Raw genomic sequence first — 24,525 nt, 5'->3', positions numbered from 1 at the left:
CCCCGGAGTTCTTCCCATGCTCAAAGCAGCCATCGTCCTGATGCTGATTGCCACGGTGGTCAGCCTGTTCAGCGGCCTGTTTTTCCTGGTCAAGGACGACAGCAGCTCGAATCGCCTGGTGATCGCCTTGAGTGTTCGGGTGGCGTTGGCCGCTGTCACCGTCGGCCTGATCGCCTGGGGTTTCTACAGCGGCCAACTGGTGTCCCACGTGCCGTGGTAGCTGCAAGCGCCAAGCTACAAGCTACAAGCCTTACCGTTTTGACTTGAAGCTCGCAGCTCGCGGCTTGCAGCTGCTGTTAAAGCACATAAACGAAGATGAACAAGCCGATCCACACCACATCGACGAAGTGCCAATACCAGCTCGCCGCTTCAAAGCCGAACTGATGTTCGTTGTCGAAATGGCCCTTCATGATCCGCATCAGCATCACGAACAGAATGATCGTGCCGATGGTCACGTGGGCGCCGTGGAAACCGGTGAGCATGAAGAACGTCGCGCCGTAGATGCCCGAGCCGAGGGTCAGCCCCAGTTCGTGGTAGGCGTGGATGTATTCTTCGGCCTGGAAACCCAGGAACGCGCAGCCCAGCAGCACGGTGATCGCCAGCCACAGTTTCAGCGCGCCGCGATGGCCTTTCTTCAGCGCGTGGTGGGCAATGGTGATGGTCACGCTGGAGCTCACCAGCAGGATGGTGTTGATCAGCGGCAGGCCCCAGGGGCTGATGACTTCCTTGGGCGGCGGGAACAGTTTCGGATCCGGCGTGTGCAGCAGCGGCCAGGTGAACTGGAAGTTCGGCCAGAGCATGTGGGCGATGCCTTTGGTGCCTTCGCCGCCCAGCGCCGGGCCGGAAATGTGCCGCACGTAGAACAGCGCGCCGAAGAAGGCGATGAAGAACATCACCTCGGAGAAGATGAACCAGCTCATGCCCCAGCGGAACGAGCGGTCCAGTTGCGGGCTGTACAACCCCGCGCGGCTTTCCTTGATCACCGTGCCGAACCAGCCGAACAGCATGTACGCCAGCAACAGACCGCCGACGAAAAAGATCAGCGGGCCGTGGGATTCCGGACGCGCTGCCTTCAGATCGTTGAACCAGGTCGCCAGGCCGTACACGGTGACGAACATCCCCACCGTGGCCACGATCGGCCACTTGCTCTGGGCCGGGACGTAATAGTGCTCATGAGTTGCCATTTATTGTTCTCCTTATCGGGCACGCTTAACCGCCAGTGTTTGCAGCCACCGGAGGATGTCGGGCGGTGATATCGAACAGCGTGTAGGACAGCGTCAGGTGCTTCACGTCCTTGGGCATGTCGCGGTCAACGATGAAACGCACCGGCATCTCGATCTGCTGACCGGGCTGCAGCACCTGCTGGGTAAAGCAAAAGCATTCGGTCTTGTGGAAGTACGCGGCCGCATTGCTCGGCGCGATGCTCGGTACGGCTTGAGCGCTCATCGGTTTGTCGGTGGGATTGCGCGCGATGAAGATCATCTCGTTCACCGCGCCGGGGTTGGCCGTCAGCTCGTCATGCTTGGGATAGAAATCCCATGGCATGTCGGCGGTGTTGGTCGACAGAAACTGCACCCGCACCTGCCGCGTAGCATCGACGGTCTGCTCGCCCTCGTACTGCCCGGCGGTCTTGCCGTTGATGCCGAACGCCTTGCACATCACGTCGTAGATCGGCACCAGGGCAAAGCCGAAGACGAACATCGCCACCACCACGCCGAGCAGTCGGGTGACCAGCTTCTTCATCGAGATCGAGTCAGCCATGGTGGCGGCCCTCAACGGCTACAGGGTTCATTTCACTTCCGGCGGTGTGGTGAAGGTGTGATACGGCGCCGGAGACGGCACGCTCCATTCCAGACCTTCGGCGCCATCCCACGGTTTGGCCGGAGCCGGTTCGCCGCCACGGATGGTCTTGATCACGATGAACAGGAAGAAGATCTGCGTGGCGCCAAACATGAACGCGCCGATCGACGAGACCATGTTGAAGTCGGCGAACTGCAGGTTGTAGTCCGGAATCCGTCGGGGCATGCCCGCCAGGCCCACGAAGTGCATCGGGAAGAACGTCAGGTTCATGCCGACGAAGGACAGCCAGAAGTGCAGCTTGCCCAGAGTTTCGTCGTACATGTGGCCGGTCCATTTCGGCAGCCAGTAATAGGCCGACGCGAAAATCCCGAAGATCGCCCCCGGCACCAGCACGTAGTGGAAATGCGCGACCACGAAGTAGGTGTCCTGGTACTGGAAGTCCGCCGGGGCGATGGCCAGCATCAGCCCGGAGAAACCGCCGATGGAAAACAGGATCACGAACGCCACGGCAAACAGCATCGGCGTCTCGAAGGTCATCGAGCCTTGCCACATGGTGCTGGCCCAGTTGAACACCTTCACCCCGGTTGGCACCGCGATCAGCATCGTCGCGTACATGAAGAACAACTCGCCCACCAGCGGGATGCCCACCACGAACATGTGGTGCGCCCAGACGATGAACGACAGGAACGCGATGCTCGCCGTGGCGTAGACCATCGAGGTGTAGCCGAACAGCGGCTTGCGCGAGAAGGTCGGGATGATCTGGCTGACGGCACCGAAGGCCGGCAGGATCATGATGTACACCTCGGGGTGGCCGAAGAACCAGAACACATGCTGGAACAGCACCGGGTCACCGCCACCGGCGGCACTGAAGAAACTGGTGCCGAAGTGGATGTCCATCAGCATCATCGTCACGCACCCGGCCAGCACCGGCATCACCGCGATCAGCAGGAACGCGGTGATCAGCCAGGTCCAGACGAACAGCGGCATTTTCATCAGGGTCATGCCGGGGGCGCGCAGGTTGAGGATGGTGGCGATCACGTTGATCGCGCCCATGATCGAGCTGATCCCCATCAAGTGAATGGCGAAGATGAAGAACGTCACGCTTTCCGGGGCATAGGTGGTGGACAGCGGCGCGTAGAACGTCCAGCCGAAGTTCGGCCCGCCACCGGGGGTGAAAAGAGTCGAGACCAGCAGCAGGAACGCCGCCGGCAGCAGCCAGAAGCTGAAGTTGTTCATCCGCGGCAGGGCCATGTCCGGCGCGCCGACCATCAACGGGATCATCCAGTTGGCGAGGCCGACGAACGCTGGCATCACCGCCCCGAATACCATCACCAGACCATGCATGGTGGTCATCTGGTTGAAGAATTCCGGCTGGACGATCTGCAGGCCGGGCTGGAACAGCTCGGCGCGGATCACCATGGCGAACGAGCCGCCGAGCAGGAACATGCAGAACGCAAACCACAGGTACAGCGTGCCGATGTCCTTGTGGTTGGTGGTCAGCACCCAGCGCATCAGGCCTTTGGCGGGGCCGTGGGCGTGGTCGTGCTCGGCATGACCGTGGTCATCGATGACAGCGCTCATGGCCGGTCTCCTTCAAGTGAGTGGACTGGGCAGGCCGGGACGCAGGGCCCCGACCGGTTCACGAAGTACGCAATAGACCGGCTCATTTGCTTTCCGCCTGTTTCAGCTCCAGCACTTCTTTTGGCGTGACCATGTCGCCCTTGTTGTTGCCCCAGGCGTTACGTTCGTAGGTCACGACCGCTGCGATATCGACTTCCGACAGCTGCTTGCCGAACGCCGCCATGGCGGTGCCGGGCTTGCCGTGGAAGACAATGCTCAGGTGCGCGTCTTTCGGGCCGGTGGCGATTTTCGAGCCCTTGAGTGCCGGGAACATCGGCGGCAGGCCCTGGCCTTCGGCCTGGTGACAGGCGACGCAGGTGGTGTGGTAAATCTTGTCGCCACGTTCCTTGAGTTCGTCGAGGGTCCATTCCTTGCTGGTCAGCTCCTTGAGCTGCAACGCTTCGGCCTTGCGCTCGGCGAGCCATTTTTCGTAGTCGGCCTTCTCCTTGACGTCGACCACGATCGGCATGAAGCCGTGGTCCTTGCCGCACAGTTCGGCGCACTGGCCACGGTAGAGGCCGGGCTTGTCGATGCGGGTCCAGGCTTCGTTGACGAACCCGGGGATCGCATCGCGCTTGACCGCGAAGGCCGGCACCCACCAGGAGTGGATCACGTCGGCGGAGGTCACGAGGAAGCGCACCTTGGCGCCGGTCGGCAGCACCAGCGGCTTGTCGACTTCGAGCAGGTAGTGCTCGCCCTTGGCCTCCTTGTTGTGGATCTGCTCGGCGGGCGTGGCCAGGTTGCTGAAGAACTCGACGTCCTGGCCCAGGTATTTGTAGTGCCACTTCCACTGATAACCGGTGATCTGGATATCGATATCCGGCTCACTGGTGTCGTACATCTTGATCAGGGTCGCGGTCGCCGGAACGGCCATCGCCACCAGGATCAGCAGCGGGACGACGGTCCAGAGAATTTCGACGGTGGTGCTTTCGTGGAATTTTGCGGCGACCTGCCCGGTAGAACGGCGGTGCACCATCATCGACCAGAACATGGCGCCGAAGACGATGATCCCGATCACCACACAGATCCAGAAAATGGTCATGTGCAGGTCGAATACTGCGTGACTGATTTCAGTCGCTCCAGGCGCCATATTCACAGTCCAGGCAGCGTGCACCGGGCTGAAAATCGACCACAACAGGAGGCCCATCCAGACGTGTGGATGTCGCATCATTGCGGGTTCCCCTTATCGTTCTTGTTATCCCGCCGGCTTTCACCAGAGGCAAGGGAGCGGCTGCATCAGACTACGAACTTGAATCGCCGGGCCTTGCTGCGTGGGCAGTCGGGCGTCATCAGCTAACTCCATTCAATGGCGAGTATAGACAGCCACCGAGAAATGCAATGTGCGGACGTAAATCGAATGAAACAGCTGACGCTTGCGTTCCAGGGCACGAATGGAGAAGGATGCAGACGAGTGGTGGCAAACCGATATAACGCCGGTGCATCAAGGATGAAATAATTATGACAAATGCGTCTTAGCATTTTTCGTAAGCCAGCTAAGTTATGTCTTCCCTATTTCATTGCCTTGTTTCCTGGAGTTTTCATGAACACCGCCGCATTGCGCGAGCAAATACACATAGCCCGACAACACGAGATTGAAACCGGAAAGCTGACCCGTCAGCTCGAAGCTCAAATGCAACACCTGCACCCGGCGATCCAGTTGCCGGAAACCGACGCCAACGGCGTGCTGACGCGATTTGTCGCCGCCTACATCGACGAAGTGCCAGACCTGCTGGATGCAGCCAATGAAGTCGCCAGGGAAGCGGGAATCGAGTCGCAGATCAAACCGGTGCTGAAAATCGCCGAGCAGTACTTCCTCCAGCCACCCGTGGGCCTGGACAGTCTGCTGGACGAAGCCTATCTGGCGCACCGTTTTGTCGAAGAGGTCAACGACCTGTACATCAAGCATTTCGGCCAGCCACTGATCCCCTTGGACATGACGGTCGCCAATCTGATTGCTCACCAGTTGATCGGTGAGGAATTTGCCAACCAACTCGACGAAGTGGTGCACCACGCGGTGGACAGCATGCTCGACGACGACAGCTTTGCGCTGGAGTCGGTGGAAGCCTACCGCGAGAAACTCAGCAGCCCGGACACCGGTGCGGCATGGAAACGCTGGCCGTGCATGAGCCGGCGTCTGGGCGTGGGCCTGGAGCTGGATCAGCCTGCGGCTTGATCTCGGCGCAAACGATTGGGGGAACAGATTGCTCTGTTCCCCCAAGTGTTTTCAGCCCGCCGCTCCGATCCCGGTGGTGGTGCGGATCCGCCCCTCGAGCCGTCGCTTCAACCCGCGAGACTCGATCAACAGTTTCGCCCCCTTGGCCGCATTCGCCCGGCCCCACTCTTCGAGCAGTTCCAGACACGAATGGTCGATGTAGCTCAGGTTATTGAGCGGCACGTGCACCGTTGTGCCCGGCGGAATGCTGCCCAGTACCTGAGTCAGCGCCGGCACCTTGAGGAACGTCGCGGCGCCCACCAGACGCAACTCCATTTCCCCTTCCTGCGGCAGATCGATGAGGCTGATTTTCAGGCGTGAAGCCTTGAACGCCAGTTTCAACAACGTCAGGCCGAAACCGATCAATACGCCCGTCAACAGGTCGGTGAAGATGATCGCCAGCGCCGTGGCGGCGTAGGTGAACATCGGCATCCGGCCATAACGCCCCAGACCACGAAACGCCTTGAGATCCACCAGTTTGAAACCGGTGTAGACCAGAACGCCCGCCAGACTCGCCACCGGAATGCTCTGCAACACGCTCGACAGCAACAGCACGAACGCCAGCAGCCACAGGCCATGGAAAATCGTCGAGTAGCGTGTGGTGGCGCCGGCCTGGACGTTGGCCGAACTGCGTACGATCACCCCGGTCATCGGCAGCGCGCCGACCAGACCACAGAGCATGTTGCCGACGCCTTGCGCCGACAGCTCACGGTCGAAATCCGAACGCGGGCCGCTGTGCATGCGATCCACCGCGGCGGCGGACAGCAGGGTTTCGGCGCTGGCGATGAAGGCGACGGCGAACGCGGCGATCAGCAGCGTCGGGTCGGCCAGGCTGAGCAGATCCGCCGGTGTCAGCCAGTCGATGGCTTCGGCCAGATTCGCCGGCACTTCAACCCGCTTCACTTGCAGCGCCAGCAGCAGGCTGGCGCCTGTCGCCAGTCCGACTCCGAGCAGCGCGCCCGGAATGAAACGCAGCGAATGCGGGCGGAATTTTTCCCACAGCCACATCACCGCGATGGTCGACAGCCCGAGCAGCCCGGCCTGCCAGCCAAAGGACGGCAAGGCCTGCGCCACCGCGCCGGGGAAAGCCGTGAGGTTGTCGAGACCGGAGGGTTTCGGTGAAGCGTCAAGCATCACATGCACCTGTGACAGCACGATCAGCACACCGATACCGGCAAGCATGCCGTACACCACCGCTGGCGCCGTGACCCGGAACCAGCAACCGAGCTTCAGGCGTCCCGCTACCAGTTGCAGGAAACCGGCGAGCAGCAGGATCGGCCCGAGCATTTCGATGCCGTGCTGGCGCACCAGCTCGAACACCAGCACCGCCAGACCCGCCGCCGGCCCGCTGACCTGCAACGGCGACCCCGCCAGCCAGCCCACCACCAGACCGCCGATGATCCCGGTGATCAGGCCTTTGGCCGGCGGCAGCCCTGACGCAATGGCAATGCCCATGCACAGCGGCAACGCGACCAGAAACACAACCACCGAAGCTAGCAGCTCCCGTGGCAACACAGCTTTCAATTGAGCCGCACGCATGGCGATACTCCCGAAGTTTTCTTCAGGCGTGGCAAGGCCTGGCCGCTGAAACAGCGGCCGGCGTCAAACCACACGGATTTTTAGGAGGATTTAGAAGCGCGCTTTGGGCGTCGCCACCGGAATCGGATGGCTGCCGTCGAGCGGCAGGAAGCATCCCTGATCCGCGTCGTAAGCTTTGATTTCGCTGGTTTCGATGTTGTAGACCCAGCCATGGATGAACAGATGACCGTTCGCCATGCGTGAGGCTACCGAAGGATGGGTACGCAAGTGCTGCAGTTGGGCGATGACGTTTTCCTCGGTGAGGATCGGCATGCTTTCTTTTTCGTCGGCGCAGTTGCAGTTGTCATGCACCATGGTTTTCGCGACTTCGGCGTGGCGCAGCCAGGCTTTGACCGTCGGCATCTTTTCCAGGCTGTCCGGATTGAGTACCGCACGCATGGCGCCGCAGTCGGAGTGGCCGCAAATGATGATGTGCTGCACGCCAAGTGCCAGAACCGCATATTCGATGGCGGTGGAAACGCCGCCGTTCATCTGGCCGTAGGGTGGTACGACGTTGCCGACGTTACGGGTCACGAACAGATCGCCGGGCGAACTCTGGGTGATCAGTTCAGGAACGATGCGCGAGTCGGCGCAGGTGATGAACATGGCCCGTGGCGACTGGGCCGTGGCGAGTTTCTTGAAGAGTTCTTCCTGCTGCGGAAAGACCTCATGATGAAAATGCAAAAAGCCGTCAACGATACGCTTCAACGCTGCATCGGCGGATTCCGCCACAGGGGCGGCTTGCGCCGACGCAGCCAACGGCTGTTTATCCTTGTCACTCATGATTCATCCTCATTGGCGGATTCGGGGAGTCGTTCCCGTGTATTCCGGTGTGAAGCCAGTGGCTGTTTAGAACATCCGGGTCATCCCGACCCGTCAGTCACTCGATGAACAAGGTAACTGCCGAAACTTAACTCAAACTGAATCAAGCGCTCTAGAACGTGTGTTCCAGGTCACAAAAAACGTGACCGGCGTAAACCGGCCAAGCATTCCTTCCTCTCAACCAAGGGCCAATTGTCGCTAAATCAGCGCCATCTGGCGACCCGGCGGACAGAAGGCCGTGCAGTCGAGGTTGTAGCCTTCGCGGTGATTGAGTCCCAAGCGCTTGATCGCTTTGGCGAAGCGCTGGGCGAGCAGATCGGCGAACGGACCCTCGCCACGCATCCGGGCCCCGAAACGACTGTCGTACAGCTCGCCGCCACGGCTCTGGCGGATCAGGCTCAGCACATGCGCCGCACGCTGCGGGTAGTGCGCCTCGAGCCATTCCTCGAACAGCGGCGCCACCTCCAGCGGCAGGCGCAGCATCATATAGGCCGCGCTCTGGGCGCCGGCCGCGTGGGCCTCGGTCAGCAGGCTTTCGATTTCGCTGTCGTTGATCATCGGAATCATCGGCGAACACAGCACGCCCACCGGAATCCCCGCCTCGCGCATCACCCGAATCGCCCGCAACCGGGCCTTGGGCGCAGCGGCGCGGGGTTCGAGAATGCGTTTGAGTTCGTCGTCCAGGGTGGTCAGGCTGATCATCACCGCCACCAGCCGCTGTTGTGCCAGTTCGGTGAGCAGGTCGAGGTCGCGCAGGATCAGCGAGCCCTTGGTAACGATGGTCACCGGATGCCGGTAGCGCAGCAGCACTTCGAGGGTCTGGCGGGTGATCCGGTGTTCGCGTTCGATCGGCTGATAGGGATCGGTGTTGGAGCCGAGGTTGATCGGCGCACATTGATAGCCTTTTTTCCCCAGCTGTTCTTCCAGCACCTGGGCGGCGTTGGTTTTGGCGATCAGTTTGGTTTCGAAATCCAGCCCCGGCGACATGTCCCAATAGGCGTGGCTGGGCCGTGCATAGCAATAAATGCAGCCATGCTCGCAGCCGCGATAGGGATTGATCGAACGGTCGAAGGGCAGGTCCGGCGAGGTGTTGCGGGTGATGATGGTCTTCGCGGTTTCGAAGCTGACTTCGGTGCCCTGAGTCAGTGGCACTTCCTGATACCAGCCATCATCTTCGGCCACCGAACGACTCGGCGCGAAGCGGTTGTGCGGGTTGGTCGCGGTGCCGCGACCGCGCGGGGGCAAGGGGCTGGTCATCACGGGTGTCCTTGGTCTGTACATGCATACAGTATCCGCAAGGTGATGGATGGTCCACTACCGTTCAGCCGTCCATCAATAAATCGCGCAGTTAGTTGTAAGTTTGTTTAGAGATAAAGTTGCAGTTGTGCAAATTGAAGAAACATAAGTTGGCTGTTCGTTCACTGTTCAAGTTCGTAGTATCCACTCCGCTTCACACCACTTGACTATATAAAAGACAAAAGGATTTGATGATGTCGTTTTTTAATTCGCGCGGTATTTTTCTGCAACTGATGCAGCCCGGCCCATCGGAACCCAATACACTGGTTTCCATGCAACTGGCGCGTAAGGAACTGGGCTGGGATGCCGAGGCCGGCGTACAGACCGAAATGCTGGTTGATCCGATTTTTGTCACCGCGACCTCCCGGGATGGCGGCCATACCTTCAGCATCGGCCGTCTGGAGCACGATGTGGATCGTGACGGTGAAATCGGTGAGCAGGATCGAGCCAAACTGGTTGCCCTGGCCAAAGCCTATGCCAGTATTACCAATCCGTAACAGCCATTAAATAAATAACCCCCGCATGATTAATCATGCAGGGGTTATTGCGCTTATTTGTGGCTTGTTACTTGGCCAAGATCACCGGCTGATGTTGTAGTCATATCGTCGGTGCGTAACTTGGCAATCTCTTTCGCGGTGACAGGGGATGCCTTGTTACCCCAACTTCCACGAATAAAACTCACGACATCCGCCACTTCCTGATCCGACAGACGCCAGGCGAAGCCAGGCATGGTGAACGTCGACGGCGCCGTGTGCGTCGCAGGCAGCGTGCCGCCCTTGAGCACGATGTGGATCAGCGAAGTCGGGTCGTCCGATTGCAACACCGGATTACCTGCCAACGCTGGGAACACCCGGGTGTAGCCATGGCCGTCGGTGCGGTGGCAGGCGGCGCAGTTGTCGATGTACACCGACGCGCCACGCTGACTGTCGTCACCATTCCACAAGGCCTTGGCGGCTTTTTCGTCGTACTGGTGCGGCTGGTCGGCAGGATCATTGGCCGGCAGCGATTTCAGGTAACGGGCAATCGCGGTCAGGTCGGCGTCGGTCATGTACTGCATGCTGTGGGTGACCACGTCGCTCATGCCGCCGAACACCGCGCTGCGGTCGCTGCGACCGGTCTTGAGAAACTGCACCAGTTGCTCTTCGCTCCAACTGCCGAGACCGTCCTTGTGGTCGCCGCGCAAACTTTTGGCGATCCAGCCTTCCAGCGGCGCACTGCCTGACAGAAAACTGCTGCCTTCGGCCGCGCTCAGGGATTTTTCCTGCATGGTCAGGGCCCGTGGCGTATGGCACGCGCCGCAATGTCCGAGGCCTTCCACCAGATACGCCCCACGGCTGACGACGGCGTCGTCCGACGCGGCTTTGTAATCCTCGACCTTCGGCGCGAACAGCCAGCGCCAGCCCATCAGCGGCCAGCGCATGCTCAATGGCCACGGGATATCGCTGGCCTTGTTCTCTTGCGCCACCGGTTCCACGCCGTGCATGAAGTAGGCGTAAAGCGCCTGCATGTCGGGTTCGCTGACACGGGCGTAGGACGGGTACGGCATCGCCGGGTACAAGGTACTGCCGTTTTTGGCCACGCCATGCCGCACGGCCTGGTCGAAATCCTCGAAACTGTAGTCACCGACGCCGGTTTTATCCGGGGTGATGTTGGTCGAGTAGATCGTGCCAATCGGAGTTTCCATCGGCAGGCCACCGGCGAACGGCTTGCCATCCTTTGCCGTGTGGCAGGCCACGCAGTCGCCGGCACGGGCGAGGTATTCGCCTTGTTTGATCAAGGATTGATCAACTTCGGCGCCATGAACGGCAGTGCAGCCGAGCAGCGCGAGGGTCGCGATAACGAGAGTCTTCATGGTCATCGCTCCTTAAGCCTGAACCAGCGGGCCGGGGTTTTTCAGGTATTGCTCGCGGATCGCTTTCGCCGACCAGTAGGTCAGCGCGGCAACCAGGCCGGTGGGGTTGTAGCCCAGCCCTTGCGGAAACGCCGAGGCACCCGGAACGAATACGTTGTGCACGTCCCAGCTCTGCAGGTAACGGTTCAGCGCGCTGGTCTTCGGATCGGTGCCCATGATCGCGCCACCGTTGAGGTGGGTGGTCTGGTACGACGCAGTGTTGAAGTGGTCGCCGACTTTCTTGCCGATCACGGCGATGGCTTTCGGGCCCATGGCCTCGGCGATCTTGCCCATTTTCTCGACCATGAAGCGGTTCATCTTGATGTCGTTTTCCTGCCAGTCGAACGTCATCCGCAGCAGCGGCATGCCGTAGGCATCGCGGTACACCGGATCCAGATCGAGGTAGTTGCCACGGTAGGACTGATGTGCGCCGTGGGCGTCCATCGACACCTGGTGGGTGTAGTAATCGGCGGTCGCGCGTTTCCACGCACTGCCCCAGGCCGGGGTGCCCGGCGGGTTGGAGGTGCCGGCGATCGGTCGGCTGCCGGCCTGGTTGACCCACATCGGCGAGCCACCGACGAAGCCATGCGGCCCGTGATCGAAGTTGTCGGCATTGAAATCATCCACCGCCACACCGTTGCCGCCGGCACCGATAAAGTTGTTGGTGTGGGTGTCCTTGTCGAAGAACGCCTTGATGGTGGCCATGTTCTGGTAGGCGAAGTTGCGCCCGACCACGCCTTCACCGCTGACCGGGTCGTAGGGTTTGCCGATGCCGGAGAGCAGCATCAGGCGCACGTTGTGCAACTGGAACGCGCCGAGGATTACCAGATCCGCCGGTTGCTCGATCTCGCGGCCCTGGCCGTCGACGTAGGTGACGCCGGTGGCTTTGGTTTTCGTACTGTCGAGGTTGACCCGCAGAACGTGGGCGTTAGGCCGCAGTTCGAAATTCGGCAGCGGCTTCAGCGCCGGCAGAATGTTCACGTTCGGCGAGGCCTTGGAATACATGTAGCAGACGTAACCGCTGCAGAAACCGCAGAAGTTGCACGGGCCCATCTGCGCGCCGTAAGGGTTGGTGTACGGCCCCGACGTATTTGCCGAAGGCAGGTTGTAGGGTTTGTAACCCACCTCCGTAGCCGCTTTACCGAACAGCTGTGCGGAAACCGTGTTCTTCTGCGCTTCCAGCGGGAACGGGTTCGAGCGATCCGGTGCGTACGGGTTGCCGCCCTTGCCCTGGCCGACCAGTTGGCCTTTCACGGTCCAGGCCTGGCCGGAGGTGCCGAAGACTTTTTCGGCGAAATCGAAGAACGGCTCCAGCTCTTCATAGCTGACGCCGAAGTCCTGGATGGTCATGTCCTTGGGGATGAAGCTTTTGCCGTAGCGCTCTTCGTAGTGGCTGCGCATGCGCAACTCGATCGGGTCGACCCGAAAGTGCACGCCCGACCAGTGCAGCCCGGCGCCGCCCACGCCATTGCCGGGCAGGAACGCGCCCAACTGGCGATTCGGCAGGGCGATGTCGTTGATGCTGTGGCGGATGGTGACGGTTTCCTTGGAAACGTCCTGGAAGAGTTTTTTCCGCACGCTGTAGGTGAGTTCGTCGATCACCTGAGGATAGTTGCCGTCCGGGTAAGTGTCCTGCATCGGCCCGCGCTCCAGCGCCAGCACGTTGAGTCCCGCTTCGGTCAGTTCCTTGGCCATGATCGCGCCCGTCCAGCCGAAACCGACGATCACTGCGTCGACCTTCTTCATTACCGTTGCCATGCTCACGCCCTCTCGCCGCGAATCGAAACTGCCGGGAAGGGGTACTGCTCGTTGCGTTCCACCCAATCCATGAAATCGGCGCGGGCGCCGGGGAAGCCGATCATGGTCCAGCCGACCATGCCTTTATTGCCGCCGTGGATCGGGTCGCAGAAGAACCCTTCCTTGGTGTTTTGCAGCAGCAGACTGAAGAAAATCTTCGCCGGAACCGCGTCGAATTGCGGTTTTCCAGCTTCAAGCTGCTTGAGCAGATCGTCTCGGGTAGCGCTGTCTTGCTCGGCAAATGTTTTACCGTTGATGGATTTTGCCCACTGATCCGTGGCGGCGATGCCGAGGCGATAGATCTCTTTCGGGACCAGTTTGCTCTGCCAGCCCATCTCCGGCGCGGCGTCGGCATTGAACGGGCCCTGCATGTACCAAAGGGCACCGGCGGCGTAGGGGGTGTTCATCTGACGGTCGATGTATTCCGGCACGCCAGCTTCGAGTGCACCTGGACCCTGCGCATCGTTGGGGATCAACTGCGCGACGGCGGCATTGATGAATGCCCACTCTTCTGCGGTGAAGTAGCTCGGCTGATAGGTGCTCGCTTCAACGGCGGCCGTTTTCGCCTGGGACGTGGCAGGCGCGCTTTCAGGCGCGGCTTGCAGCACCGTGCTGCCGAGACCGCTACCGGCGAGGGTGACGACCGGAATAAGGGTCAGGGATTTGCGCAAAAACTCACGCCGCGGGTTGTCTCGATCTTCATCAGACATGGGGATGCACCTCATCAGGCATTGATGGTTGTCAGCCGTTTCTGCGAACGGCTCAAGAATTTTCTGGCTGCGACGTGGCCGGAATGAACGGTAGAAGGGGGACGCGTCTGCAACATGATGTGACAAATGGTAGCAGGCTAAGCAACCGGATGAACCGATTCAGCCGAAAAAAGACCGCTTTTCGACCAAGGGAACCGGCCTATTCACGATTCTTTTACAAGCGCCTCACGGGGATTTGACTACGTGGCTAGCAAGCTGCGGTCTTCACTGACGAAACCCACACGGTCGCCGTAAAGCATGTTCCTGACGCGTTTTTCCTTCGCATTCTGTTTATCGCTGCTGGCCCTGTTCAGCTGGAGTCCAGCTCAGGCCGCGCAAAACCCGGCTTCCCGTCCCGTCGAGTGGGCGCAACCGGTAGAGGTGCAATACAACCTGTTCCAGATGTCGCCCACGCTGTATCGCAGCGCGCTCCCCGACGACGGCGCGGTACCGTTGCTGAACAACCTGAAAGTGGCCACGGTCATCAACTTTTTGCCGGAAGCGGATTCCAACTGGCTGAAAGCCCCCGGTATCCATCAGGTGCAATTGCCCTATCGCACCAATCACGTGGACGACAGCGATGTGCTCAAGACCCTGCGTGCCATTCAGTCCGCCGAAGCCGACGGCCCGGTGCTGATGCACTGCAAGCACGGCTCCGATCGCACCGGCCTGATGGCGGCGATGTACCGGATCGTCGTGCAGGGCTGGAGCAAGGAAGACGCGCTGAACGAAATGACTCAAGGCGGCTTTGGTGAGAGTGGGCACTTCCGGGACAGTGTGCGTTACGTGATGCAGGCCGATGTCGACAAATTACGCACCGCGCTGGCCAATGGCGATTGCAGCACCAGCGCGTTTGCCACGTGTTCGATGAAGAGCTGGTTTCAGACGGTCAATTTGAAGTAATGAGCCCGGCCTCCCCGTCAACGAGGCCGGCAACCGGCCGGCCGACGAACGCTTCCACCGCGTCCAGCAACGGACGCCCCGCACCCGGCGCAAAGAACGTTGCACGAAACTCACGACCGGTCTGCGCGTTGAACACCCAGTCCCGGCTGAAGCGCTTGAATGCTTCCTGGGCCAGCATGTTCGACCAGACATAGGCGTAAACCGAAGCGTCGTACTGGGTCACCATGTAATCGAAACCATTGGCGAACCGGTGATCGTCCGGTAATTGCAGATGAGTCAGAGTGCGCTGCACATCGTTGCAAACCTCTTCGACCGAGCGCCCGTCGCCGTGGGTCAGGTGCAGCTCGAAATCGATCATCGCCCCCATCAGCAACAAGGCCTGTTGCCGGCTGGAATGGGCCTGAGCAGCTGACAGTACCGCTTCGACCCGTGCGTCGCTCAAGCGTTCGCCGGTCTGAAAATGCGCACCCAGCCACAGCAAAAACTCCCGCGACTGACACCACTGCTCGAACAATTGCCCGGAAAACTCCGCCGCTTCATGCCCCAGTTGCAGGATGCCGGACAGGCTGTGATGGGGCGAGCGAGTCAGCACGTGCTGGAGGCAATGGCCAAATTCATGAAACAGCACCCGCAGATCGTCGATTTCGAGCCGGCACGGATGGGTGTCGGTGGCCGGTGTGAAATTGCTGTAGAGCAGCGCAATCGGCAGCGCCGGGCGACCTTCGGCGTTGATCCGGCGATTGCGCAGTGTGGTGGTGCCGGGAAAGTCCACCGCCTTGTCGCGGTGAAACGGGTCGAGGTAGATGTAGCCGATGACCTGTTCATGCTCGCTGATTTCCAGCAGGCGCACATCGTCATGCCAGTGCCCGCCGCCGGACTGCTCGACGATGCGGATCCCGAACATCCGTTCACAGAACAGAAAGAGCCTGCGCAGGGTGCCCTCGAGTGGGAAGTAATCACGCAGGTTTTCCAGTGCGCCGGGAAACTGCTGCTGGCGCCATTGTTCTGCGAGGAAGTCTTCATCCCACGGCTGGACCCGGTCGATCCCGCATTGCTGCGCAAAGGCCGCCAGTTGTTCTGCATCCTGCGCGAGGGCAGGTGCCAGCTGCGCCGCCTGACGCTGGAGAAAACCACTGACCCACGCCGTCGTCCCGGCGCTGTGTTTGGCCAGACTCAGTTGCGCGGCGTTTTCGTGGCCAAGCAAACGGGCTTTCTGCTGGCGCAAGGCGAGCAGTTTGGCCAGCACCGGGCCGTTATCGAAGCGTCCGGCCAGTGGGCCCCGATCAGAGGCACGGGTCAGGTAGGCCACATAGCATTCCTCCCGCAAGGCGCGGTTTTCGGCGTACTTGAGGATGTGCTGGCAGGTGTTCTGGTCCAGGCGGATCAGCCAGCCGTCATGCCCGGCCTGGCGTGCGGCGCGCGCCAGGCGATCCTTCATCGCCGGCGGCAGGCCCGTAAGCAGTGCCACATCGTCAACACGTTTGCTCCACGCCTCGGCCCAGCGCTCGAGGTTGTCCAGAAATACGAATTCCAACCCACCGATCTCGCGGTTCAACCGCGCCAGCTCCTGCTGCTGTTCAGTGGGAAGCTCAATGCCCGACTGCTTGAATCGGCGCAGAATCCGCGACAGTACGATGTTGCGCGTCTCATCGAAACTGCCGGCGATCGAGCTCTGCGCCAAACGCTGATAAGTCTCGTACAACGGGCGATTGCGGGATTTTTCAGAGCGATACTGATTGATCGCCAGATGCGCCTTGGCGCTTTCAACGAGCCAGACCGCATCGTCGGATCTGACCATCGACAACGTTTCGAGAATCGAGCGGAATTCACTGAGGCGGGCATCGGCTTCGTCGATGCTCAGCACCAGATCGTCCCAGCCGGGATGTTCGGACTGACTGGCGATCACTTGGGCGATGATGTGTCGATTGTCGGCAATGATGCGGTTGACTGCCGGCACGAGATGCTCGGCGCGAATCGCTGGCCAGGGTGGCAGCGTCCAATGTTGCAGGAGGGGATTGGTGTCGGGCATGGCAGCTTCCTTCGAGGCGTGGCGCAAAGGGCCAGCCTACGAAGCAAGTGCGGGGGGCAGGTGTTAAGCCAATACCACCTTCCACCGCCGAATCGGGGAAGGTGGTTGAGGATCAGTGCTGCTCGTCAGGCTTTTTCTTCAGCTTCGGATTCGGGAAGAACTGCACCGCCTGAACCGTTTTGTCCGGTGCAGGCTTGAGCGCGCTGGTGTTGACCCGCGTGCCCAGCTCTTTCGGCACCGACAGCCCCTGGGCATTGAGCGTGTCGCTGTAACCGCACGCCACGCATTCACGGTGCGGGACATCGTCCTCGCTCCACATCATCAGTTTGTCCGGCTCGCTGCACGCCGGGCAGACCGCCCCGGCGATAAAGCGTTTTTTGGTCTTCACGGGTGCCTCACTCATGCTGCCGCGTCCTCACTCAGGCCGCTGTGGCGCAAGAGTGCGTCAATCGACGGCTCACGGCCACGGAAGTCGACGAACAGCACCATCGGCGCCTGCGAACCACCGCGAGCCAGGATCGCTTCGCGGAAGGCGCGACCGGTGTCGGCATTGAGTACGCCGTCTTCTTCGAACTTGGAGAAGGCATCCGCCGACAGCACTTCCGCCCACTTGTAGCTGTAGTAACCCGCCGCGTAACCGCCGGCGAAGATGTGGGCGAAGCTGTTCGGGAAGCGGTTGTAGGCCGGCGGACGCATCACCGAGACTTCGTTGCGCACGCCTTCGAGCACCTGCGCGACGCTGCGGCCGTCACCGTGGGTGGCGTGCAGTTCGAAGTCGAACAGCGAGAACTCCAGCTGACGCACCATCATCAGGCCGGACTGGAAGTTCTTCGCCGCGAGCATTTTTTCCAGCAGATCCTGCGGCAGCGGTTCGCCGGTTTCGTAGTGGCCGGAGATCAGTGCGAGGCCTTCCGGCTCCCAGCACCAGTTTTCCATGAACTGGCTCGGCAGCTCGACGGCGTCCCACGCCACGCCGTTGATACCGGACACGCCGGCATGCTCGACGCGGGTCAGCAGGTGATGCAGGCCGTGGCCGAATTCGTGGAACAGAGTGGTCACTTCATCGTGGGTCAGCAGCGCAGGCTTGCCGCTGTCGGCCGGGGTGAAGTTGCAGACCAGGTTGGCCACCGGGCTTTGCAGCACGCCGTCGAGGGTGCGGCGACGGTCGCGAGCGCCGTCCATCCAGGCACCGCCGCGCTTGTTGGCGCGGGCGTAGAGGTCGAAGAAGAAGCGGCCGACGTGCTGGCCGTTTTCCTTGATCTCGAACAGGCGCACGTCCGGGTGCCAGGTGTCGAAGCCTTTCAGTTCGGCGATTTCGATGCCGTACAGGCGCTGAACGATGGCGAACAGACCACCCAGCACTTTGTCGATCGGGAAGTAGGCGCGCAGGGTTTCCTGAGCGACGCTGTAACGCTGTTCACGGAGTTTTTCACCGTAGAAACCGCTGTCCCAGCTTTGCAGATCGGCGCAGCCCTGCTCGGCGGCGTAAGCCTTGAGCTGTTGCAGATCCTGGGCGGCAAACGGTTTGCTGCGCTTGGCCAGATCGCGCAGGAAGCTCAGGACCTGATCGCTGGATTCGGCCATTTTGGTGGCCAGGCTCAGTTCGGAGAAGCTGGAGAAACCGAGCAGCTTCGCCAGTTCCTGACGCAGGTCGAGGATTTCGCCCATCACCGGGCCGTTGTCGTTCTGGCCGGCGTTCGGGCCTTGATCCGACGCACGGGTGCAGTAGGCGGCGTAGACTTCTTCGCGCAGCGCACGGTCCTGGGCGTAGGTCATCACCGCGTAGTAGCTCGGGAATTCCAGGGTGATCAGCCAGCCGTCGAGGCCTTTGGCCTGGGCGGCAGCAGCCATTTGCGCCTTGGCCGAATCGGTCAGGCCGGCGAGGGCGGCTTCATCGGTCAGGTGCTTGGTCCAGGCCTGGGTGGCGTCGAGCAACTGATTGGAAAAGCGGCTGCCCAGCTCGGACAGCTTGCTCTGCACTTCGGCGTAGCGTTTCTGTTCGGCTTCCGGCAGGTCGATACCCGACAGGCGGAAATCGCGCAGGGCATGTTCCAGAATGGTTTTCTGCGCCACGTCGAAGCCGGCGGCTTCCGGGCTGTTGGCCAGGGCCTCATAGGCCTGGAACAGCTCGCGGTTCTGGCCCATCTCGGTGGAGTAGGCGCTCAATGCCGGCAGGCACGACTCGTAGGCTTCGCGCAGTTCGGCGCTGTTGCACACGGCATTGAGGTGGCTGACCGGACTCCACGCGGCGCCCAGGCGATCATTGAGTTCGTCCATCGCCAGCACCAGCCCGGCCCAGGTCGGGTTCTGGCCCTGGGTCTTGAGGATTTCGGCGATGGCGGCGCGGTTGTCGGCCAGGATGGTTTCGATGGCCGGCTGCACGTGTTCGGCACGGATCGCGGAGAACGGCGGCAGGTCGTAGGACTGCAGAAGAGGGTTGTTCACGCTCACGGTTGGCACCTTGGCTGGAAGAAACATGCGCCCATCTTAATTACAATCGACACCCACCGCAGCTATCGGCGACAGAGAGAGAACTAATCGTGTCCCTTCGCAAGTACCAGAATCACACCCCACGCTTGAGCCCAGGCGCTTTTGTCGACGGCTCGGCGGTGGTGATCGGCGACGTCGAAATCGGCGAAGACAGCTCCGTGTGGCCGCTGACGGTGATCCGCGGCGACATGCACCGCATCCGCATCGGCGCGCGCACCAGCGTGCAGGATGGCTGCGTGTTGCACATCACCCACGCCGGCCCGTTCAACCCGGACGGCTTCCCGCTGCTGATCGGCGATGACGTGACCATCGCCCACAAGGTCATGCTGCACGGCTGCACCGTCGGCAGCCGCGTATTGATCGGCATGGGCAGCATCGTCATGGACGGCGCGGTGGTCGAGGACGACGTGATCATCGGCGCCGGCAGCCTGGTGCCGCCGGGCAAGCGCCTGGAAAGCGGATTTCTGTACGTGGGCAGTCCGGTGAAACAGGTTCGCCCGCTGACCGACAAGGAAAACGCCTTTTTCACCTACAGCGCGGCGAACTACGTGAAGCTCAAGGACCTGCATCTGGCTGAAGGCTACGACCAGCTCTGACTTTTCTCTCTATTTCCCGGAATTTTTCATGCATTACCAGACCGTACTGTTCGACCTCGATGGCACCCTCACCGATCCGCGCGAGGGCATCACCCGTTCCATCCAGTTCGCCTTGAGCAAACTCGGCATCGATGAGCCGGACCTGACCAAGCTGGAACACTTCATCGGCCCGCCGCTGTTGCAGGCGTTCATGCAGTTTTATGGTTTTGATGAAGCGAAGGCGTGGGAGGCGGTGAATTTCTATCGCGAGCGCTTCAAGGTCACCGGCCTCTACGAGAATCGGGTGTTCGAAGGCGTCACGCCGTTGCTGGAAACTCTGAGCGGCCAAGGCCGGCAGCTGTATATCGCGACGTCGAAGCCGTGGGTGTTCGCCCGGGAAATCGCCCGGCACTTCGATTTCGCCAGACACTTCAAGGTGATCTACGGTAGCGAACTGGACGGCACCCGCACCAACAAGGTCGAGCTGATTGCTCACCTGATCGCCGAGGAAGGGCTGGATCCGGCCAATACGCTGATGATCGGTGACCGCAAGCACGACCTGATTGGTGCTCGTAGCAACGGTCTGGACGCGGCGGCAGTGGGTTACGGTTTTGGCAGCCATGAAGAGCTGAGTGCTGAAGCACCGGCGTATCACTTCGAGACGCTGGCTGAGCTGCATCAGGCGTTTTTGCAGCGCTGATCGTCAATCCGGGCGAAGGGCAGCCAGCTCACGCAGCGCTGCCTTGCGCTTGTCCGCCGGCAATTTACCTAGCTGTTCGACCCGCGCATAAAATTGCGGCCAATCTCCCTTCACCTGCCTGAACAACGCCGCAAACGCCGGCACCCACTGGTCATACAGCCCGAACGGCAACAGCCGCGCGTTGTTCAACGGCGCATTGACCCAGGCGTCATAGCGTTTGTCGCCGGCCCACTGGCTATCGCGCATTGTTCGGTAGTCGTGTCGAAACCGTTCGAACTCCGCCGCCTTGCGCTCGCGCATCTGCGCTGCCGCCAATGGTTGTGCATAAAGCTTTTCAAGACGTGAGCGGGTATCGAGGATCAACTGAATGAATTGGTCCCGTTGCTTGAGCTTCGAGTCATTTTCCGGGGGCAAGCCCCGAAACGCTCGCCACTGCCGCGTACCTTCCTGCTCGACGAAGGTCGCGAAGGACTCGTTGAACTCGGTGTCGTCCTTCACATAGAAACGCTGGTGAGCCAGTTCATGGAAGATCAGCGTTGCCAGACGCTCGTCGCCCCAGCCCATCATCGAATTGAGGATCGGGTCATTGAACCAGCCCAGGGTCGAGTAAGCCTCGACGCCGCCGATCGACACGTCCATGCCTTGCAGGCGCTGAATCGCGGCTTCGCCCCGCGCCGCGCTCTGGCTGTAATAGCCGCGATAGGCCACGCAACCGGCAATCGGGAAGCAATGGTTCTGCGGGCTCAGGGAAAACTCCGGGGTGGCGAACACATTCCACACGACAAACGGCCGACCGATGTCGGCATAGAGGCGATAGCTTTGGTTGTCCGGCAGATGCAGGTGTTCGCTGGCAAAAGCCCGGGCTTTCTGGGACTGGGCCAGGTGAGTGCGCAGTTTGGCGTCGCGAGCCGGGTCGGCGATCACCTTGGCCACCGGCTCCCGCGCCCGCAAAAGCTGCAGCTGACCGCTGGCCAGCTGGCTGTAATAGCTCAGGCTTGAGCAACCGTTGAGCAACAAAATCATCACACCCGGAAACAAAATCCGCAAAACGCGATCAAGTAACCCATGGCTTGGAAGCGGCCTGATCAAAATAAGAAATCCCCCGGAAAGTCTGCCCAAGACTATCCCGCCCATTGGAGCTCCGCTATGCGCATGTTGATACTGACAGGAAGCGTGCTGACGCTGGCCGGTTGTGCCGGATTCGGAATACCGACCCCTGACCCCTCGCAAGCCTGGATCGATCTGGATGCCCGGCAACAGGACACGGCGCTGCAGGCGCTGGAAGTCGACGACAAGGCTGCCGTCGATCATCGTTACTTCGAAGTGCAGCCCGGCAGCCATGAGCTGAGGGTGCGTTATCAATTTCCGGTCGAGGCGACCAACATCGGCCCGGATGCCGAGCCGCTTTGGCGTGATTGTCAGTTGAACGTGAAATTCAAGGATTTCAACGCCGGCCAGCGTTATCAGTTGCAGGCGGGAAGCATCGGTTTCCGCCCGTGGGCCAAACTCTACGATCAACAACGCAACGTGGTGGGCCAGGGCACGCCGGCGGGCTGTCAGCGAACCTGATCGGCGTTATGCTGGATGTCCGAACTCACGGACATCCATCATGCGTACGATGATGCTGTTGCTCGCCGTCAGCCTGCTCGCCGGTTGCCAGACACCGTTGCCCCCCGTCGATCCGAACATGGCCTGGGTCGAGTTCTCGACGCCGTCCCCGGGCGGTAAGTTGCTGATGGCTGAGCGTCTCGACAATAAGCGACTGACTGACGGGCGTTTCTTTCAGGTAACGCCCGGCAGCCATGAGTTGCGGGTGCGCTTCGACTTTGAAGTGTTCGGCGGAGGCGGCAGCCTGATGACCGGCCCGGTGGAGCGGCTGTGCTACCTGACCATCCGCTACGATCATTTCGAAGCAGGGCAGCGTTACAGGCTGGAAGGCCGTTCTCTGGCGTTTACCCCGAGTGCGCGCCTGTACAACGACAAGCGGGAAATCGTCGCCGAAGACCGCGAGGTCAACTGCATCATCTGAGGCGTATCAGCGGTCGTTCTTCTGATAGATGATGGCTTTGGTGCCGTTGTCGCAGGTGCCGACGATCATGGCGATGTCGTGTTTTTCCGCCTCCTCTTTGGAAACTATCTCCAGGGTATAGGAGGGCACGGCATTCGCCTGAATCTTGATTTCGATCTCTTGCTTGAGTTCTTCGCAATCTTTGGGCGCTGCGAAGGCCGACGTTGCCAGCACGCCACAGATAACCGCCAAGGCAAAACGTTTCATGGTTGAAGCTCCATCGAAGCAGCGCGCACGAAGATGCGCGAAAGCTGCTGTCATTTATTCGACCACACTTTTGCCTGGCGGGTTCTGATCCGGCTCAAGGCAGTCAGCTGACCAGAGATGCGTCGAGACTGATCTTCGCATTCAGCACCTTCGACACCGGGCAACCTTCCTTGGCCTTGTTGCTCAGCTCTTCGAACTGCGCCTGGGTCGCTCCCGGAATTTTTGCCTTGAGGATCAGTTTCACTGCGGTGATTGCAAAACCGCCGTCCACCTGATCCAGCGTGACCTCGGCCTGGGTGTCGATGCTGTCGGCCTTGAGCCCGGCGTCACCGAGAATCATCGAGAACGCCATGGAGAAACAGCCCGCATGGGCGGCGCCGATCAGTTCTTCCGGATTGGTGCCCTTGCCGCCTTCGAAGCGGGCCTTGAAGCCGTAGGGCGCTTCACGCAGGACGCCGGTTTCGGTGGAAATCGAGCCGATGCCGGTTTTCAGGTCACCTTCCCAATGCGCGGATGCCTTCTTCACGATAGCCATGTGTGCCTCCTTCAAATCGGGCGCGAAATGCCGCGCCGTCGTGGTTTTTGCCTGCAAGGCTTCTGAGGATAGACGTCGGAACAAAGTTCAGCCCATGTGAATCGTTGACTTTTTTAGTAGGAAATTTCGGATCGGCTATTGAAACTCGGGTATATGCCCTCATTGCACACAACACGCTTATGAATTGGGCAGGTTCGCGTTCGCCAAGAACACACCTGCGCCCTCAATCGGAGATGCAGGTTTATGAAGCAACTGTCCAACGTAAAATTTTCCACCCTCGATCTGGTGCCGGTGCGCGAGAACGGCAGCCCGGCCCAGTCGCTGCGCAACTCGCTGGACCTGGCGCAGCATGTCGAGAAATTTGGCTACACGCGGTTCTGGGTCGCCGAGCACCACAACATGGACGGCATCGCCAGTTCCGCCACCTCGGTGTTGCTGGGTTATCTGGCCGGCGGCACGTCGACCATCCGGGTCGGCTCTGGCGGCGTGATGCTACCCAACCACGCACCGCTGGTGATCGCCGAGCAGTTCGGCACCCTCGAAAGCCTGTATCCGGGACGTATCGACCTCGGTCTGGGGCGTGCGCCGGGTTCCGATCAGATGACCGCCCGTGCCTTGCGTCGTGAGCGTTCCGGCAGTGCTGATGATTTCCCCGAAGACGTGGCTGAGCTGGCGCGCTTTCTTGGTCCGCGCACGCCGGATCAGCGGGTGATCGCGATGCCGGGCACCGGCACCAACGTGCCGATCTGGCTGCTCGGCTCGAGTCTGTTCAGTGCGCAACTGGCCGGTGAGCGCGGTTTGCCCTACGCCTTCGCCTCGCATTTCGCGCCGCGTTTCATGCACGAGGCGATTCGCGTCTACCGCAATCACTTCAAGCCATCGGCGGTGCTCGATAAACCGTATGTGATGCTCGGCGTGCCGCTGGTGGCAGCCGACACCGATGAACAGGCCGACTACCTGGCGACCTCCGTGTACCAACGAATCCTCGCGCTGATGCGTGGGCAAAGTCTGGTGCAGCGCCCACCGGTGAAAACCATGGACGGCCTGTGGCTGCCCCACGAGCGTGAGGCCGTGGGTGATTTCCTCGGTCTGGCGATGGTCGGCAGCCCGCAGAAAATCCGCGCGAAACTCGAAGTGCTGATCGAACAGACCCAGGCTGATGAGCTGATCTTCACCTGCGACCTGTACGAGCACGCCGATCGCCTGCATTCCTACGAACTGCTGGCGCAGGTGATGAAGGGCTGAGCCCGATA

25 protein-coding genes are annotated in these 24,525 nt (G+C 60.8%); 9 read left to right on the top strand and 16 right to left on the bottom strand.

The annotated features are described in order from the left end of the window. Positions 1-16 precede the first annotated feature (16 nt). The gene (locus tag AC07Y2_RS07260) at positions 17-220 is read left to right on the top strand and encodes a twin transmembrane helix small protein (protein ID WP_011331797.1); all 204 of its coding nucleotides are present in this window, start codon (positions 17-19) and stop codon (positions 218-220) included. Between the two features lie 76 nt (positions 221-296). Here the strand turns inward: AC07Y2_RS07260 and AC07Y2_RS07255 are convergent, their stop codons facing one another. The 4 genes from AC07Y2_RS07255 to coxB form a co-directional block, all read right to left on the bottom strand. Then, positions 297-1,184: a cytochrome c oxidase subunit 3 gene (locus AC07Y2_RS07255; protein ID WP_011331798.1), complete on the bottom strand. Its 888-nt coding sequence runs from the start codon at positions 1,182-1,184 to the stop codon at positions 297-299. A 25-nt stretch (positions 1,185-1,209) separates the two neighbouring features. Then, complete coding sequence (locus tag AC07Y2_RS07250; RefSeq protein WP_085606414.1) at positions 1,210-1,761, bottom strand: cytochrome c oxidase assembly protein; 552 nt, start codon at positions 1,759-1,761, stop codon at positions 1,210-1,212. Positions 1,762-1,788: 27 nt separating this feature from the next. Continuing rightward, entirely contained in the window at positions 1,789-3,381 is a 1,593-nt protein-coding gene (ctaD, locus tag AC07Y2_RS07245; protein WP_039764837.1) for a cytochrome c oxidase subunit I, read from the bottom strand. An 82-nt stretch (positions 3,382-3,463) separates the two neighbouring features. Further along, positions 3,464-4,591, bottom strand: a complete 1,128-nt coding sequence (gene coxB / locus AC07Y2_RS07240) for a cytochrome c oxidase subunit II (RefSeq protein WP_039764835.1) — start codon at positions 4,589-4,591, stop codon at positions 3,464-3,466. Positions 4,592-4,960: 369 nt separating this feature from the next. Between coxB and AC07Y2_RS07235 the strand changes: the two genes are divergently transcribed. Further along, entirely contained in the window at positions 4,961-5,593 is a 633-nt protein-coding gene (locus AC07Y2_RS07235) for a hypothetical protein (RefSeq protein WP_039764833.1), read from the top strand. Positions 5,594-5,644: 51 nt separating this feature from the next. Here AC07Y2_RS07235 and AC07Y2_RS07230 read toward each other — a convergent pair whose 3' ends face one another. From AC07Y2_RS07230 to AC07Y2_RS07220, 3 genes are all read right to left on the bottom strand, one after another. After that, positions 5,645-7,171 (bottom strand): SulP family inorganic anion transporter, encoded by a 1,527-nt coding sequence (locus AC07Y2_RS07230; RefSeq protein WP_103385833.1) that lies wholly within the window; start codon positions 7,169-7,171, stop codon positions 5,645-5,647. 90 nt (positions 7,172-7,261) lie between these two features. Continuing rightward, positions 7,262-7,993, bottom strand: a complete 732-nt coding sequence (locus AC07Y2_RS07225) for a carbonic anhydrase (protein WP_064592510.1) — start codon at positions 7,991-7,993, stop codon at positions 7,262-7,264. A gap of 237 nt (positions 7,994-8,230) precedes the next feature. Then, a complete protein-coding gene (locus AC07Y2_RS07220; RefSeq protein ID WP_103385834.1) occupies positions 8,231-9,289 on the bottom strand; it encodes a PA0069 family radical SAM protein in 1,059 nt (352 codons plus the stop codon). Positions 9,290-9,522: 233 nt separating this feature from the next. Here AC07Y2_RS07220 and AC07Y2_RS07215 point away from each other — a divergent pair, with 233 nt between their 5' ends. Then, positions 9,523-9,825 carry a hypothetical protein gene (locus tag AC07Y2_RS07215; protein WP_007953977.1) on the top strand — a complete coding sequence of 101 codons (303 nt, stop codon included), beginning with the start codon at positions 9,523-9,525 and terminating at the stop codon, positions 9,823-9,825. A gap of 53 nt (positions 9,826-9,878) precedes the next feature. On the opposite strand, the gene AC07Y2_RS07210 is transcribed toward AC07Y2_RS07215, so the two are convergent. Genes AC07Y2_RS07210 through AC07Y2_RS07200 form a run of 3 tightly spaced genes read right to left on the bottom strand, consistent with a single transcriptional unit; the run spans position 9,879 to position 13,726 of the window. Next, entirely contained in the window at positions 9,879-11,180 is a 1,302-nt protein-coding gene (locus tag AC07Y2_RS07210) for a c-type cytochrome (RefSeq protein WP_039764825.1), read from the bottom strand. 12 nt (positions 11,181-11,192) lie between these two features. Beyond that, positions 11,193-12,977 (bottom strand): GMC family oxidoreductase, encoded by a 1,785-nt coding sequence (locus AC07Y2_RS07205; protein WP_103385835.1) that lies wholly within the window; start codon positions 12,975-12,977, stop codon positions 11,193-11,195. A 2-nt stretch (positions 12,978-12,979) separates the two neighbouring features. Next, complete coding sequence (locus AC07Y2_RS07200) at positions 12,980-13,726, bottom strand: gluconate 2-dehydrogenase subunit 3 family protein (RefSeq protein WP_103385836.1); 747 nt, start codon at positions 13,724-13,726, stop codon at positions 12,980-12,982. 297 nt (positions 13,727-14,023) lie between these two features. On the opposite strand from AC07Y2_RS07200, the gene AC07Y2_RS07195 reads away from it, so the two are divergent. Beyond that, complete coding sequence (locus AC07Y2_RS07195) at positions 14,024-14,668, top strand: phosphatase domain-containing protein (RefSeq protein ID WP_103385837.1); 645 nt, start codon at positions 14,024-14,026, stop codon at positions 14,666-14,668. Here the strand turns inward: AC07Y2_RS07195 and AC07Y2_RS07190 are convergent. The 3 genes from AC07Y2_RS07190 to prlC all read right to left on the bottom strand — a co-directional run bounded on the left by AC07Y2_RS07190 (position 14,655) and on the right by prlC (position 19,175). After that, positions 14,655-16,697: a M3 family metallopeptidase gene (locus tag AC07Y2_RS07190; RefSeq protein ID WP_103385838.1), complete on the bottom strand. Its 2,043-nt coding sequence runs from the start codon at positions 16,695-16,697 to the stop codon at positions 14,655-14,657. The genes AC07Y2_RS07195 and AC07Y2_RS07190 overlap by 14 nt on opposite strands. Before the next feature lie 112 nt (positions 16,698-16,809). Next, entirely contained in the window at positions 16,810-17,100 is a 291-nt protein-coding gene (locus tag AC07Y2_RS07185) for a YheV family putative zinc ribbon protein (RefSeq protein WP_007953955.1), read from the bottom strand. Then, a complete protein-coding gene (gene prlC / locus AC07Y2_RS07180) occupies positions 17,097-19,175 on the bottom strand; it encodes an oligopeptidase A (protein ID WP_178082845.1) in 2,079 nt (692 codons plus the stop codon). Before prlC ends, AC07Y2_RS07185 begins: the two co-directional genes overlap by 4 nt. A 62-nt stretch (positions 19,176-19,237) precedes the next feature. Between prlC and AC07Y2_RS07175 the strand changes: the two genes are divergently transcribed. Continuing rightward, positions 19,238-19,783, top strand: coding sequence for a gamma carbonic anhydrase family protein (locus AC07Y2_RS07175; RefSeq protein WP_074689744.1), 546 nt, complete (start codon positions 19,238-19,240; stop codon positions 19,781-19,783). Positions 19,784-19,811: 28 nt separating this feature from the next. Continuing rightward, entirely contained in the window at positions 19,812-20,462 is a 651-nt protein-coding gene (locus tag AC07Y2_RS07170; protein WP_103385839.1) for an HAD family hydrolase, read from the top strand. 3 nt (positions 20,463-20,465) lie between these two features. On the opposite strand, the gene AC07Y2_RS07165 is transcribed toward AC07Y2_RS07170, so the two are convergent. Beyond that, positions 20,466-21,551: an aminopeptidase gene (locus tag AC07Y2_RS07165; RefSeq protein ID WP_103385840.1), complete on the bottom strand. Its 1,086-nt coding sequence runs from the start codon at positions 21,549-21,551 to the stop codon at positions 20,466-20,468. A 57-nt stretch (positions 21,552-21,608) separates the two neighbouring features. Here AC07Y2_RS07165 and AC07Y2_RS07160 point away from each other — a divergent pair, with 57 nt between their 5' ends. Both AC07Y2_RS07160 and AC07Y2_RS07155 read left to right on the top strand, forming a co-directional pair. Continuing rightward, positions 21,609-22,031, top strand: coding sequence for a PA0061/PA0062 family lipoprotein (locus AC07Y2_RS07160; protein WP_103385841.1), 423 nt, complete (start codon positions 21,609-21,611; stop codon positions 22,029-22,031). 40 nt (positions 22,032-22,071) lie between these two features. Further along, on the top strand, positions 22,072-22,491 hold the full coding sequence (locus tag AC07Y2_RS07155) for a PA0061/PA0062 family lipoprotein (RefSeq protein ID WP_074689740.1): 420 nt from the start codon (positions 22,072-22,074) through the stop codon (positions 22,489-22,491). Between the two features lie 6 nt (positions 22,492-22,497). On the opposite strand, the gene AC07Y2_RS07150 is transcribed toward AC07Y2_RS07155, so the two are convergent. Together AC07Y2_RS07150 and AC07Y2_RS07145 are read right to left on the bottom strand one after the other, a co-directional pair. Next, positions 22,498-22,737: a DUF1161 domain-containing protein gene (locus AC07Y2_RS07150; RefSeq protein ID WP_007953935.1), complete on the bottom strand. Its 240-nt coding sequence runs from the start codon at positions 22,735-22,737 to the stop codon at positions 22,498-22,500. A 103-nt stretch (positions 22,738-22,840) separates the two neighbouring features. Next, positions 22,841-23,272, bottom strand: a complete 432-nt coding sequence (locus AC07Y2_RS07145) for an OsmC family protein (RefSeq protein WP_011331817.1) — start codon at positions 23,270-23,272, stop codon at positions 22,841-22,843. A gap of 243 nt (positions 23,273-23,515) precedes the next feature. On the opposite strand from AC07Y2_RS07145, the gene AC07Y2_RS07140 reads away from it, so the two are divergent. After that, positions 23,516-24,517: an LLM class flavin-dependent oxidoreductase gene (locus AC07Y2_RS07140; RefSeq protein WP_103385842.1), complete on the top strand. Its 1,002-nt coding sequence runs from the start codon at positions 23,516-23,518 to the stop codon at positions 24,515-24,517. The last annotated feature ends 8 nt before the right edge of the window (positions 24,518-24,525 follow it).

The sequence above is a fragment of the Pseudomonas sp. GW456-12-1-14-TSB6 genome (genome assembly GCF_059424205.1).
The sequence above is the reverse complement of the archived record's forward strand: the minus strand, read 5'-3'. Positions and strand labels throughout refer to the sequence as shown.

Excerpts from the sequence above, each read along its gene's own strand:
- AC07Y2_RS07260 (WP_011331797.1), top strand. The coding sequence starts at position 17 with ATGCTCAAAGCAGCCATCGTCCTGATGCTGATTGCCACGGTGGTCAGC.
- AC07Y2_RS07255 (WP_011331798.1), bottom strand. The coding sequence starts at position 1,184 with ATGGCAACTCATGAGCACTATTACGTCCCGGCCCAGAGCAAGTGGCCG.
- AC07Y2_RS07250 (WP_085606414.1), bottom strand. The coding sequence starts at position 1,761 with ATGGCTGACTCGATCTCGATGAAGAAGCTGGTCACCCGACTGCTCGGC.
- ctaD (WP_039764837.1), bottom strand. The coding sequence starts at position 3,381 with ATGAGCGCTGTCATCGATGACCACGGTCATGCCGAGCACGACCACGCC.
- coxB (WP_039764835.1), bottom strand. The coding sequence starts at position 4,591 with ATGATGCGACATCCACACGTCTGGATGGGCCTCCTGTTGTGGTCGATT.
- AC07Y2_RS07235 (WP_039764833.1), top strand. The coding sequence starts at position 4,961 with ATGAACACCGCCGCATTGCGCGAGCAAATACACATAGCCCGACAACAC.
- AC07Y2_RS07230 (WP_103385833.1), bottom strand. The coding sequence starts at position 7,171 with ATGCGTGCGGCTCAATTGAAAGCTGTGTTGCCACGGGAGCTGCTAGCT.
- AC07Y2_RS07225 (WP_064592510.1), bottom strand. The coding sequence starts at position 7,993 with ATGAGTGACAAGGATAAACAGCCGTTGGCTGCGTCGGCGCAAGCCGCC.
- AC07Y2_RS07220 (WP_103385834.1), bottom strand. The coding sequence starts at position 9,289 with ATGACCAGCCCCTTGCCCCCGCGCGGTCGCGGCACCGCGACCAACCCG.
- AC07Y2_RS07215 (WP_007953977.1), top strand. The coding sequence starts at position 9,523 with ATGTCGTTTTTTAATTCGCGCGGTATTTTTCTGCAACTGATGCAGCCC.
- AC07Y2_RS07210 (WP_039764825.1), bottom strand. The coding sequence starts at position 11,180 with ATGAAGACTCTCGTTATCGCGACCCTCGCGCTGCTCGGCTGCACTGCC.
- AC07Y2_RS07205 (WP_103385835.1), bottom strand. The coding sequence starts at position 12,977 with ATGGCAACGGTAATGAAGAAGGTCGACGCAGTGATCGTCGGTTTCGGC.
- AC07Y2_RS07200 (WP_103385836.1), bottom strand. The coding sequence starts at position 13,726 with ATGTCTGATGAAGATCGAGACAACCCGCGGCGTGAGTTTTTGCGCAAA.
- AC07Y2_RS07195 (WP_103385837.1), top strand. The coding sequence starts at position 14,024 with ATGTTCCTGACGCGTTTTTCCTTCGCATTCTGTTTATCGCTGCTGGCC.
- AC07Y2_RS07190 (WP_103385838.1), bottom strand. The coding sequence starts at position 16,697 with ATGCCCGACACCAATCCCCTCCTGCAACATTGGACGCTGCCACCCTGG.
- AC07Y2_RS07185 (WP_007953955.1), bottom strand. The coding sequence starts at position 17,100 with ATGAGTGAGGCACCCGTGAAGACCAAAAAACGCTTTATCGCCGGGGCG.
- prlC (WP_178082845.1), bottom strand. The coding sequence starts at position 19,175 with ATGTTTCTTCCAGCCAAGGTGCCAACCGTGAGCGTGAACAACCCTCTT.
- AC07Y2_RS07170 (WP_103385839.1), top strand. The coding sequence starts at position 19,812 with ATGCATTACCAGACCGTACTGTTCGACCTCGATGGCACCCTCACCGAT.
- AC07Y2_RS07160 (WP_103385841.1), top strand. The coding sequence starts at position 21,609 with ATGCGCATGTTGATACTGACAGGAAGCGTGCTGACGCTGGCCGGTTGT.
- AC07Y2_RS07155 (WP_074689740.1), top strand. The coding sequence starts at position 22,072 with ATGCGTACGATGATGCTGTTGCTCGCCGTCAGCCTGCTCGCCGGTTGC.
- AC07Y2_RS07150 (WP_007953935.1), bottom strand. The coding sequence starts at position 22,737 with ATGAAACGTTTTGCCTTGGCGGTTATCTGTGGCGTGCTGGCAACGTCG.
- AC07Y2_RS07145 (WP_011331817.1), bottom strand. The coding sequence starts at position 23,272 with ATGGCTATCGTGAAGAAGGCATCCGCGCATTGGGAAGGTGACCTGAAA.
- AC07Y2_RS07140 (WP_103385842.1), top strand. The coding sequence starts at position 23,516 with ATGAAGCAACTGTCCAACGTAAAATTTTCCACCCTCGATCTGGTGCCG.